Below are 12,288 nucleotides of genomic sequence, written 5' to 3'. Positions count from 1 at the left end.
CCTACTCCCGGACTTTCGACACAATGGTGAACATCACGGTGCCGAACAGGGTCGTCGCAAACGACCAGGAATACAGCGTCAGGGAGAACGGCTGCATCAGCATGACGACACCGGCGGCGATGATCATCGTTGCCCCGGCTTCGAGCGGACCGCGGCGCAGGACGCGGTCTGCGAGACCGCGACTTGGGATCGATGGAGTGGCATCGAGACTCATTTGCGAACGGCTCCAAAGGTGATGCCGCGCAGCAGATGCTTGCGCAACAGGACCGTGAACACCACGATCGGCACCAGAAACAGCGTCGTGCCGGCGGCCACCGCGGGCCAATCCTGGCCGCCCTCGCCGATGATAATCGGAATGAACGGCGGCGCCGTCTGCGCGTTGCCCGAGGTGAGAAGCACGGCGAAAGCGTATTCGTTCCAGGCAAAGATCAGGCAGAAGATCGCCGTCGCCGCGATTCCGGTAGTGGCCTGAGGCAGCACCACCTTCACGAACGCCTGGAAGCGGGTATATCCATCGATCATCGCCGCCTCCTCGTACTCGCGCGGAATTTCGTCGATGAAGCCCTTGAGAAGCCAGACCGCGAGCGAGACGTTGACCGACGTATAGAGCAGGATCATCCCGAGCCGGGTATCCGACAATCCGACGGTGCGGTACATCAGGTAGATCGGAATCGCGACCGCAATCGGCGGCATCATTCTGGTCGATAGAATGAAGAACAGGAGGTCGTCCTTCAAAGGCACGCGGAACCGCGAGAAGCCGTAGGCCGACAAGGTGCCAAGCGCGACGGCGAGCACGGTGGAGCCGAACGCGATGATCAGCGAATTGACGAAGCGCGGCACATAGTTCGAGGGACCAGCGACCACCATGTTGCGGCTGCGTGCGATGCTATCGCAAAGCCCCTGCGGCGGTCCCAGTGAGCGGATGAACTCCGGGGTCTGACGCGAGCGTGTCGTGAACAGATTGCAGAAGCCTTCGAGCGATGGCTTGAACATCACCTTCGGCGGATAGGAAATCGCATCGTCGGGCGACTTGAACGCGGTGAGCATGATCCACACCAGCGGGATCATGGTGATGATGGCATAGAGCACGACCAGCGAGCCGGCAAAACGCCTCGTGGTGGCCGACGGCTCGACGACCGAATGGGCTGTTGTGGCTGAGGTCATCGGCTTTTCACCTTGTTCAGCGCCTTCACATAGATGTTGGCAAGGCCGAAGACCGTCACAAACAGGATGATCGCGAAGGCCGAGGAATAGCCCGTACGCCAGCTCTCGAACGCCGCACGCTTGAGCGTGATCGAGGCGACCTCCGTGGTCGATCCCGGCCCACCCCCGGTGAGCAGATTGACCATGTCGAACATCTTGAAGTTCTCAATGCCACGGAAGAGCACCGCCAGCATGATGAACGGCAGCGCCATCGGCAGCGTGATTGACCAGAACTGCCGCCATTTGGATGCACGGTCGACCTCCGCCGCTTCATAGATATAGTCCGGAATAGAACGCAGGCCTGCGAGACAAATCAGCATCACATAGGGCGTCCAAATCCAGGCGTCGACGATGACGATGGCCCAGGGGCTCAGCGTGACGTCACCTAGCATCTGGAATGACGAGGCATCGCGGCCGGTGAAGAAGGCGACCATATAGTTGAACAATCCGATCTGGGGTTGATAGAGGAACGTCCAGAAATTGCCGACGACGGCGGGCGACAGCATCATCGGCAGCAGGATGATCGTGGTCCATAGGCCGTGGCCGCGGAACTTCTTGTCGATGAGGTATGCAAGGCCGAATCCAACGACGGTCTCGATCACCACCGTCCAGATCACGAAATGCGCCGTCACCTGCATCGCCGCCCAGATGTCCGGATCGGTCAGGATCGACTGATACCAGTCAGCCCCCAACCAGATCGTCGGCACATTGGCCCGATTGGCGCGGTAGTTCGTGAACGACAGATAGATCGTCCAGAGCAAGGGAAAGATATTGATCGCGAGCAGCAGCACGATCGTCGGCGTGATGAAGAGCCAGGCGAGCGTCCTGTCTGACAGGCCCCGGATACGACGCGCCACGCCTGGTCGGACCATGACGGCCCGATAGGTAATCCGCGAAGAGGCACTCAATTCATTCATTGCATCGACCGATCCTGGCACCGGGGCGTCGACGATCCGACAGTTCCGGTCATCTCGAAGGAAACCCGGAGCGCGAGCACACGCGCTCCGGGCGGCTCGCATCAGAACTTCTTGCCTTCTTCCTTGAAGATCGCCTTCCAGTCCCTCACCAGACCGTCGAGCGCTTCCTGTGCGGTGCCTTTGTCCGCGACCACATAGTCATGTACGCGCTTCTGCTCGGCCTGGAGCAGCTGGGCGTAGGAGGGCTCGGCCCAGAAATCGACTACCATTCCCATCGACTGCAGGAACTCCTTCGCAAAGGGCGCGCTGTTCGGGAAGCCCGGATCGTTCAGCACGGACTTGGCGCAGGAATAGCCGCCGAGCGCCCACCACTTCTTCTGGACGTCGCTGCCGGAGAACCACTTGATGTATTGCAACGCCTCCGCCTGGTTCTTAGAGTAGGAGACGACCGAGATGCCCTGTCCGCCGAGTTGCGTCGCCTGGGCGGCAGGACCGGCCGGATTGACGAAGAAGCCGATCTTATCGCCGCCGACATTCGGGTCCTTGTGGAGGCCCGGGAAGAACGCGAAGAAGTTCATCTGCAGCGCGACCTGGCCGGACTTGAAGGCATCAAGCCCCTCCGACATGTAGGAGTTGGAGGCGCCGGGAGGCGTGCAGCACTTGTAGAGCTCCTTGTAGGCCTCGAGCCCCTTCACGGCGCCAGGCGAGTTCACGAACCCGTCCATCGCATAGGACTTCTTCGGATCGTCGTATTTGAAGCCGTAGTCGTAGAGATAGTTCGAGACGCCCATGGTGATGCCTTCCGAGCCACGCTCGGTGTAGATCGAGGCGCCGTAGACTTTCTTGCCGTCGATCTCGCGGCCCTGGAAGAATTGCGCGATGTCGCGGAGCTCATCCAGCGTCTTCGGCGCGGCGAGATCACGGTTGTACTTGGCCTTGAAGTCCTTCTGCACGTCCGGCCGCGCAAACCAGTCCTTGCGATAGGTCCAGCCTACCGCATCGCCCATCGCCGGCAGCGCCCAATAATTCGGCGTGTTCTTCGGCCACTCGGAATAGCCGACCACCGTCGCCGGCATGTAGTCGTCCATGCTGATTCCTTCCTTCTTGAAGAAATCGTTGAGCTTGACGTACTGGCCGTTCTCCGCGGCGCCGCCGATCCATTGTGAATCGCCGATGATGAGGTCGCACAACGAGCCGTGCGAATTGAGTTCGTTCAGGAATCGATCAGCGTAATTGGTCCAAGGCACGAATTCGAACTTCATACCAATGCCCGACTTGGCGGTGAAGTCCTTCGAAAGTTCGACCAGCGCGTTCGCCGGGTCCCATGCGGCCCAGCACAGTGTGATGGTTTTGCCCTGCGCCTGTGCGGGCGTGGTCCCCGCTCCGACGCCGAATGCGGCGGCAACAGCCCCGCATGCCACAACAAGCGTCTTCGTTATTGTCCGTTTCATTACATGTTCCCTCCGAGTGGGCCGGCCATCGACATGGCGCGGCTTTCCTACCCGCTCGAGTGCTTCGAGCAGAGCGACACAGTCCGTGACGAGCTGAATAACTAAACTAGCGTTTCCTCGCGCCACCCGGATTCTATAGGTCCGGCAGGCTCGATTTGTTTAGTAAGGCACGATTTACTAAACATTGCAAGCAGGGAAGTTGGCTGCTGCTTCGACACAGCGCCCGATGCCAGCACGCGATCCTTGTCCTAGCTCTGGGGATGATACGAAGCGCCGCGCAATAGCAGGCCGTGTCACGCCGACCCGGCGGCAACCGAAGCCGCGCGTCATACACACCGGGTTCTAAAAAACTGTCGCGGCGCTGGCTCTCTTCGAATGCAGTTCTTCAGCAAAAAGCATGGGCCGCCATGGCCCTCTGTATTGAGAGCCAACAATGGCTTGATCGCGCACGATTGTTGGTGGTTGGGTTGACCTCATCCACCTTGCGCTTGAGGTCGCGGTTCAATTGTTCGAGTGCCTTGCCGTCTTCTTTCTTGCCGCTCGTCCCCGCTCCGGTTCCGCTGCCTCCATGAGGGTCTTCGGGCTCCAGAACATGCGAGGGCGGTTTCACCGTGACAGGCGGTAGCAAGGTTGGAGGTTGCTCTTGCGTCTGGGCCATGGTCACGCGGACCAGACTCAGAACCACCATCGCCAGTATTGCGCGCATTGGCACTGTCATCGTCCGGCCCTCACCTGCATCACGAGCGTGGAGAGCTGGGTGCCATCACCAGGTAACGTATACGTCTCCGCGATCTTCGGTCCAGAGCCCGACAGCATTTCCAGAGTCGATTGCCTCTTTGACGGCGCCGGTCGGTGGCCTGTATCCGGATGTCGACATACCCTGGCCGCCGCCTGGCCCAACACTGTAAGTGACGGTCGTCCTGGTGTTGTAACCCTCCACCTCCGACCCTTTCTGGAATTTCAGAGTGCCATTGCTGATGGCCGATTGCAGGGCTGCTAGCTTGTCAGGTGGAAATCCTGCCAAGCTTCCCTCAAGGGCGTCCTTGTATTTCGCAATGAAGTCGGCATCTGATATTGACGCGTCTCCAGCTCTCGATCCCGCGGTCCACGTTGTCTTGTCCGAGCTGTCTTGCGCGCGCCCTCTCAACTTCTTGAACAGTGAGCCTTGTCCCTTTGAGCCGTCGTGAGAGGCAGTGCTCTTAGCATCAGGACCTTTCAAGGATTGAAGGAACCCACTCAACTTGTCGGCAGCTGCCTGCTCGAGATTTGCGCGTGCAAGAATTTGCTTCGCGCGGTCCGAGAGGTCGAGCACGTCGACCGGATCGCTCGACGTCGTCGGCGCCGACGATTGAGTCGAAGCTGAGGCCGACCCCGGCGCGGCAGACAAAGTTGGATCAAGCAGCGAAGTCAGAATATTGGACGTCGAACTGTTCGTCGCAGTGATCGAACTCATGGCGCAACCTTTCCAAGCAGAAGCAGTTTTTCTGATACTAGTTGCAAGGACGCCACTCAACAACCTGCGAAGATACAATAGAAATCGCGATATCGATGAAGAAAGCGTTAAAGCGGAACGGGCCGCAGATGATGCTGACGTAAGGAGGGTCGACGGGCATGGCACGGTCATGGAAGAAGTGGGCGAGGAGTTGGACCTCGTGAACATAGTTGAACCGCCAGCGATGCCAGTGCTCGTCATCGACGTTAGCGTTGACCGTGAGCAACGCCCGTTCGCCGGCAGGCCCGCGAATCGGAAGGGTGATGCCGTGACGGCCGACGCCATAGCTGGCGGCTTCGGCAAAGAAGTGCCGCGCCTCCTTGGTGTGGTGGTCCAGCCTCATCCAGTCGATCGGTAGAAATCCCGCGCGCCCGGCGCGCACCACGGGGTCGATCTGGAAGTAGTCGCGCTGCACGTATCGCTGGACCCACGCGTCGTCATAGGTCAACAGAAGCAGCGCGTTCGATTTCTCGAAAGCAGGCACCGACACCGCGTGATACACGAGGTGGGAAAGCCCAAGCTCACTCCTCCATTGGCGTAGAAAGCCCGACAACTCGTCAGTTGTTTCGGCCATTTCAATTTTCTGCAGGATAACTTCACGTTGCATGCTTGTTTCCTCGCAAGCATCTTACGCGGCTTCCGGCCGGAAGCGAGGGCCTTATGCTCGGCATCAGCACCAAGTCCGCAGGGGGAAGCGCTGTCACCGCGCCCGGCCTGTCGGAGCAGCAGCGCATCGCAGACGCCTTCTTTGCCGAGGGTCTCATTCCGGTCAAACTGGATACCGGCGCATTGAATATCTGGATTCCCAAGGGGTGCTAGGGCGCCTCGCTTCAGACAAAATCTGCAAAACAACCCCATGCAAAGTAGAACCGCCACCGGCCGGTTGCCGGCGGTGGCGGTTCCTAAGTCGAGATGAGGTTTGGTTGAATCGGCCGGCGGGCGCAGAATCCGAGGTATTCGTACCCTTCCCTAGATCACCCTCACCTGGTTCGGGTTGCGCGCGGGGTCGCCCCAGAACGCATCGTTCTCGTATTTGCGCCAGAGATCGCCCGGCAGCACGGTTTTGCGACCCGGGGATTCCACGCGCTTGCCAACCTTGTGCAGACCGGGCGTACCGATCCTGCGGTCGAACTCTTCGGCGTCGAACTCGATGTTCTGGAAATCATGCGCGAACGGCTTCTCGCCGATGAACTCGTAGACCGCCGCGATCGCCCGTTCCGGCTGGCTGGTCAGCGTCTCGTAGGTCAGCGCCAGCAGGCAGGCGGTCTGTTCGCCGCAAAACGCTTCGCGCAGCGCATTCCAGGCAAAGCCGACCATGCCGTTCGGCGCCGCCAAACCTTCCACGCGCGAATACACCGTGCCGCCCGGCTCGAAATTGAAGATGCCCGACGGCTGATACTTGTTCCTGCGAATGAGCCGCTCGACCGAATCCAGGATCCAGGGAATGTGGCGTACGCAGCAGATCACCTTGGCGCGCGGAAACAGCTCGGTGATCAGTGGCAGCCGCGCGCACCAATTGCGGTTGGTGTCGAAAACCACGTGCCCTTTCGGCAGATCGGCGTAATAGGTCGAGAAGATCGCCTTGATGAGGTCGCGGCGCTGCTCGTCGGTGATGAAGATCGCGGTCTCGTTGCTCATGCTCATGCTGCGCAGCATGCCGTCGACCAGCGAGCCGACCGGTCCAGTCATCCCGGCACGAAAGCGCGGGTTCTGTCGCAATATGGCCGACAGCAGCGTCGAGCCCGCGCGCGGAAGTCCGGAGATGAAATGGATATCGCCTTGCATGATCCTGCAAACCTGACGGAAGATTCGTGACTAGACTACCAGAAAATCCCGCTGCTGCAGCAGGTTCGGGTTGACACCGATCAGCGTGACCGTGTGAAGGGCGTCGAGCGCGATGGTAGTGTCGGCCGGGTTGCCGGCATTGTGGGGGTCGGCGGTGATCGCAGCCAGCGCTGCCGCCGCGTTCGCGTAAGTCGACTGGCTGAGTTGCAGCACGTCGTGCGCCACGTCGAAATTGCCGATGGTCGCTGTGGCTGCCGCCTGCGAATTGAACTGGAACACGTATGTATCGTTCGCACCCGAGGCCGTGAGTGCGGCGTTGGCGCCCTGCACGGTGACCGTGTGCGAGCCGTCATTGTTGGTGACGTCCTGCGCGACCATGGCGCCATTTGCGTCATAGCTGACCAAGGACCTGGCGTAAGGCGCGTTGGCGCCGAGATTGAAACTGGCGACCGTCTCGTTCACCGTCGATGGCGTCAGCAGCGTGTTCAGATGCGCATCATCCGTGGGCGTCGTGTTCTGGAATTCGATTTGCAGCGGGCCTGAGCCGACGCCCTGCACCAGGATATGGGCCGTGCCGCCGGTGACGGTGATCGCGATGTCGGTGTCGTGGCCGCCATTGACCGTCGAGACCGACACCGAATTGGGATCGACGCCTTCGATATGGATGCGGTCGTGCTCGTTGCTGCCGGTTGCCCAGGAGAAGTCGGTAATCTTGTCGGTCACGCCTGCCGCAAGATCGCTGCCGCGGAAGAAGAACACGTCGTCCCCCGTCCCGCCAGTGAGACTATGCGCGCCGCTACCGTAATGGATCACGTCGTTGCCCGAGCGATCCGGTCCCGCGGTGACGGTCGTGGTGTTGGCCGCAGCGTCGTAGGTGAACTGGAAGTCCGAAAGCGAAGCGATGTCGTCGCCGGTCACCGCAAGGCTGACCGATCCACTCGCGCCGCTCAGCACCAGCACGCCGTTGCTGTAGCTGTCGCTCGCGGCATGGAAGCCGTCGACGACGATCTGGTCACGCGTGCCGAAATGCTCGATCGCGTTGACCGGCGCATTGGCGGCGTTGAACTCCAGCGCAGCATGGCCCGCCGCCGAGAAGTCGATCGCGCCGGAGCCGGCCGCGCCGTGTGCGGTGAGGTCGAGCGTACCGTTCTCGATCGTGATGCCGCCGGTGAACGTATTCGTCGTTCCCAGCACCAGCGTTCCGTCGCCATCGAGCACCAGATGTCCCGCGCCGGTCTGGCCGCTGGCATCGTGCGAGCCGGTCATGTCGGCGATCACGTCGCTGATCGTGATGATGTGCGTCGCATCGGGAGCGAAGGTGATGGTCTGGTTGCCCTGGAGGAAGATGCCGCTGCCGAGGCCCGATCCGGAATTGTGAGCGGCATTCGAGCCCGAACCACCGGCAACGCTGTTGTCATGGGCGCCACCGCTGCCGCCGAAGGTCAGCGAGCCACCTTCCTGGACGAAGATCGCGCCGCCCGCGCCGAGGCCGCCGCCGCCCGATTGATAGCTGGCCGAGCCGCGTCCAGCACCGAAACCGCCGGCCGCATCGCCGGAGCTAGAGTAGCCGGCGCCACCGCCACCGCCGAAGCCGCCGGTGCCGCCCGCGCCCCGTATTGAAGCGCCGCCACCGCCGCCGAACCCGCCGGCACCGCCGGCGCTACCGGTGAAATCAACAGGGCTAACGACACCGCCGCCACCGCCACCGCCAAAACCGCCTGCGCCAGCCGACGAGGCGGTACCCGCACTGCCACCGATGCCGCCACCAGCGCCGCCGACATAGCCGTAGAAACCGCTGCCATACCAATTGGTGCCAGTGACGCCACCGCCACCATTGGCACCACCCGCGCCGCCGCCGGGCGCCGCGCCGACGACGATGCCGCGACCGGGACTATAACCGGAGTAGGTCCCGCCGGATGCGGCGAGGCCGACGCCGCCGCCGCCATTGCCGTTGCCCGTGCCGCCCATGCCGCCGCCGCCGGCAGCAAAACCAAGGGAATAGTGTCCATTGCCGCCGATCGCCCGATCATGTGCAAAGCTGACATTGTCGAGCGTGACCGCGCCACCCGAGGCGATGAAGAGGCCACCGCCAAGTCCCGCGCCGCCACCGCCACCGCTTGCGGAGTCACCGCCCCTGGCGACCGCGTTGATGACGCCGAGATTATCGATGTCGATCGTACCGGAATAGACGAACAGGCCAGGAAGTCCGTGGGCGTCCAGCGTGTGGGCATTGCCGTGGATGCTCAGCGTATCGCCCGAGGCGAGATTGAAAGCTGCGAGCTGTGAGTTCAGGACGAGGTCGCCGACGATGTTGAACGTGTAATGCGTATTGGCGTGCGAATACGCGCCGGTCAGATCGATCGCCGCGATGTCCGCCGCAAGGTCCGCAGCCGACGTGATCGTAAAGCTGGTGGCGGTCGTCGCCACATTCACGTTAGCGGCCGCCGATGCTGCGCTGGTCGCCGAGCCCGCGCCGTTCACCAGCGTCTGCGTCGCCGTGATCGCGTGAGCGCCGTCGCCGAGCGCGAGGCCATTGGTCGAATAGATCGCGAAGTGGCCGGTCTGGTCCACCGTACCGGAGCCGATCGCGGTGGTGCCGCCATCCGCATACAGCGTGATGGTGTCACCCACCTTGCCGGTACCGAACGCCTCGACGCGCCCGCCGGGATCGTCGACCGAAACCACCGATGTGATGACCGGCGCGACTGGCGCAACCGTCGCAACGAAGCTCGACGCGCTGCTGGTAAGATGAGCCGCGTTGGTCTCGGTCACCGACACGGTTTGGAGGCCGGGGTTCAAGCCCGAAATCGTCGTGATGTCGAAATGCCCAGTGGCATCGACGATTCCCGAACCAATGGTGGCGCCGCCCAAGGTGATCGTCACGGAGTTGCCGACTTCGCCCGTCCCGACGAACTCGAGCGCACCGCCCTCCACCGCCGTTCCGATCTGCGCGGTGATCGTGGGCGCGATCGGATTGACGTTGACGGTGTATGCCGGCGACAGCGCGCTTGCGACGCCGTCATCGGTTTCGGTCGCGGTGAAGGTGTGCACGGCATCGGCGAACGTCACGCTGGTCGTGATCGAGAACGTGCCGTTGGCGGCAACCGTGCCGGTGCCGACCGCCGTCGCGCCGCCATCGGCGTAAAGCGTGATGGTGCCGCCGACGTGCTGGGCCGTGCCCTTCACTGTTACGGTGGTGCCGTTGATCGGCTGGCCGACCAGCGCGGTGATCGCTGGCGCATTGGGCGTGACATTGACCGACATACCGCCGGAGATCACACTGACCAGGTTGGCGGCGTTGGTTTCGGTGGCACGGATGGTATGCGCGCCGCCGAGGATATTGGCGAAGATGTCGAAATGGCCGGTCGCATCGACCACCCCGGTGGCCAGCACCGTCGTGCTGCCGTCGGCGAACAGCTTGATCGTCTCGCCGACCTCGCCGGTGCCCTGCACCTCGATGCGCTGCGTGGTGCCGGAGACGGGAAGCACCGCCGAGATGACCGGCGTGTCCGGAATCACGTTGACGGCGAATTGCGACGACACCGGGCTGACGAAATTGGAGGAATCGGTCGCCGTCGCGGTCAGGCGATGCACGCCGTCGGCAAAGATCAGCGTCGTCGTGATGTCGAAATGTCCGGTGGCGTCGGTGACGCCGGTGCCGACCGGCGTCGCACCGCCATCGGCATAGAGCGTGACGGTCTGGTTGGGCTGGCCCGTGCCCTTGACCTCGATGGTGCCGCCATTGTCGGGTTGACCGACCAGCGTGGTGATGACCGGCGCCGACGGGACGACATTGACCGAGAAGCTGTTCGACGCCGTGCTGGACAGGTTCGAAGCGTCGAAGGTGACTGCCGTCAGCGTGTGGACGCCGTTAGAAAGCCCCGACGTTGTCGTGAAATCGAAATGGCCGCTGCCATCGGTGTTGCCGGTGCCGATCACGGTCGTGCCGCCGTCGGCAAAGATCTTGATGATCCGGTTGGCTTCGCCCGTCCCCCTCACCTCGATCGGCCCGCCATTGAAGGGGCTATTCACCACGGCTGTGATCGTGGGCACGGTCGGATTGACGTTGACGATGAAGCCGGCCGACAGCGGGCTCACAAGGCCCAGGCTGTCGGTCTCGGTTGCCCGGATCGTATGGCTGCCGTCGATCAATGCCGGCGTGACGATGTCGAAATTGCCGTTCGCGTCCGCAGTGCCGGTCGCGAACGCGGTCGAGCTGCCGTCGAGATACAGCTTGATCGTCTGGTTGGGCAGCGCAGTGCCCTTCAGCTCGACGGTGTCGCCGTTGATCGGATGGCCGATCTGCGTCGTGATCACCGGTGCGCTCGGAAGGACATTGACCGCGAATCCGGCTGATGTCTGCGACGACGTTCCCGTCTGCGATACCGCCTGGAATGTGTAGACGCCGTCGGCGAGCGGCGAGGTGATGACATCGAAATTGCCATTGCCGTCGACGATGCCGGTGCCCAGAACGGTCGAGCCGCCATTGGCGATGATCGTGACCGTGGTGCCCGGGGCGGCCGTGCCGCGCAGTTCGACGCCGCTGCCGTAGACTGGCTGGCCAACCACGCCGGTGATCCCGAACGGCACGCGATCCGTCACCATCACGCCACCGCTGTAGGCGGTGACGTCGAACGTGAACAGCGAGAGATTGAGGCCGGGATTGAGATGCAGATCGACGGAATGGACGCCGTCAGTGACGGTCAGGACGTTGTTGGCGCCCAGCGTCGCCGTCGCATTGGCGGCAAAGCCGGCCAGCTTGATCGTATCGCCCGGGTTGAAGCCGTTGATCTGGTTGGACACCGTCACGCCCGCTTCGATGACCAGGGTCGCGCCGGAATTCGGCATGAAGGTGATGACGCCGCTGCCGATCGAATTCACCGAGGCGAGATCGATGGTGCTGCTGCCGCTCAACACCATGCCACCGGTCAGCAGATTGTTTCCGGTGATGGTCAGCACCGACGTGCCAGATGTGCTGATGGTACCGCCGCCCGTGATCTTGTTCGCCAGCGTGATGTGCGCCGAGCCCGACAGCGAGACGGAATCGTTGATGAGATCACTGGCCGGCAGCGACACGGTGCCGGTGTTGGAGATGTCGATTGTGGTGCCGGTAATGGCGCCCGACAGCGTGACGTTGCCGGCTCCCGCGACATGGATGACGCCGACGCCTGCACCCCCGATCGTGTCCGAGATGGTCAACGTGTCGCCCTGTAGAGGCGCAAGGGTGACGTTCGGCGAGGCCGCGAAGAGGCCCGAACCGATGCCCTGCCCGTTCGTGCCCGCACTGGCACTGGTGTAGGACGCGCCGCCGAGACCGCCGACAGCCGAGTTGCCGCCGATCGAGCCGCCCCGGATCGTCAACGCGCCTCCCGCGCCAACGAAGACGCCGCCGCCAAGACCGGCGCCGCCGCCGCCACCTCCGGATGGAACGTTTAGCCCG

9 protein-coding genes and 1 pseudogene are annotated in these 12,288 nt (G+C 62.5%); 1 reads left to right on the top strand and 9 read right to left on the bottom strand.

The genetic code is table 11. The features are described 5' to 3' along the window. Position 1: 1 nt before the first annotated feature. The 7 genes from AXW67_RS16945 to AXW67_RS16920 all read right to left on the bottom strand — a co-directional run bounded on the left by AXW67_RS16945 (position 2) and on the right by AXW67_RS16920 (position 5,670). Positions 2-214 (bottom strand): hypothetical protein, encoded by a 213-nt coding sequence (locus AXW67_RS16945; RefSeq protein ID WP_035688347.1) that lies wholly within the window; start codon positions 212-214, stop codon positions 2-4. Next, positions 211-1,164 carry a carbohydrate ABC transporter permease gene (locus AXW67_RS16940; RefSeq protein ID WP_063678795.1) on the bottom strand — a complete coding sequence of 318 codons (954 nt, stop codon included), beginning with the start codon at positions 1,162-1,164 and terminating at the stop codon, positions 211-213. Before AXW67_RS16940 ends, AXW67_RS16945 begins: the two co-directional genes overlap by 4 nt. Further along, positions 1,161-2,120, bottom strand: coding sequence for a carbohydrate ABC transporter permease (locus AXW67_RS16935; protein ID WP_063678794.1), 960 nt, complete (start codon positions 2,118-2,120; stop codon positions 1,161-1,163). The genes AXW67_RS16940 and AXW67_RS16935 overlap by 4 nt, the downstream gene beginning before the upstream one ends. A 101-nt stretch (positions 2,121-2,221) precedes the next feature. Further along, positions 2,222-3,571 carry an ABC transporter substrate-binding protein gene (locus AXW67_RS16930; RefSeq protein WP_027556947.1) on the bottom strand — a complete coding sequence of 450 codons (1,350 nt, stop codon included), beginning with the start codon at positions 3,569-3,571 and terminating at the stop codon, positions 2,222-2,224. A 385-nt stretch (positions 3,572-3,956) separates the two neighbouring features. Next, entirely contained in the window at positions 3,957-4,277 is a 321-nt protein-coding gene (locus tag AXW67_RS41935; protein WP_145927669.1) for a hypothetical protein, read from the bottom strand. Between the two features lie 57 nt (positions 4,278-4,334). After that, positions 4,335-5,024, bottom strand: a complete 690-nt coding sequence (locus tag AXW67_RS16925; RefSeq protein WP_063678793.1) for a hypothetical protein — start codon at positions 5,022-5,024, stop codon at positions 4,335-4,337. A 37-nt stretch (positions 5,025-5,061) separates the two neighbouring features. Next, on the bottom strand, positions 5,062-5,670 hold the full coding sequence (locus tag AXW67_RS16920) for an autoinducer binding domain-containing protein (protein ID WP_063678792.1): 609 nt from the start codon (positions 5,668-5,670) through the stop codon (positions 5,062-5,064). Positions 5,671-5,762: 92 nt separating this feature from the next. Here AXW67_RS16920 and AXW67_RS41930 point away from each other — a divergent pair. Then, positions 5,763-5,882 (top strand): annotated as a pseudogene (locus AXW67_RS41930) (aliphatic sulfonate ABC transporter substrate-binding protein); the annotation flags it as partial. Positions 5,883-6,032: 150 nt separating this feature from the next. Here AXW67_RS41930 and AXW67_RS16910 read toward each other — a convergent pair. Together AXW67_RS16910 and AXW67_RS44765 are read right to left on the bottom strand one after the other, a co-directional pair. Further along, positions 6,033-6,848, bottom strand: coding sequence for a sulfotransferase family protein (locus tag AXW67_RS16910; protein ID WP_063678790.1), 816 nt, complete (start codon positions 6,846-6,848; stop codon positions 6,033-6,035). 30 nt (positions 6,849-6,878) lie between these two features. Continuing rightward, the gene (locus tag AXW67_RS44765) at positions 6,879-12,209 is read right to left on the bottom strand and encodes a beta strand repeat-containing protein (RefSeq protein WP_161491264.1); all 5,331 of its coding nucleotides are present in this window, start codon (positions 12,207-12,209) and stop codon (positions 6,879-6,881) included. Between the last annotated feature and the right edge of the window lie 79 nt (positions 12,210-12,288).

The organism is Bradyrhizobium neotropicale (assembly GCF_001641695.1).
Lineage (GTDB): Bacteria > Pseudomonadota > Alphaproteobacteria > Rhizobiales > Xanthobacteraceae > Bradyrhizobium > Bradyrhizobium neotropicale.
This window is presented reverse-complemented; position numbering and strand designations above follow the sequence as displayed.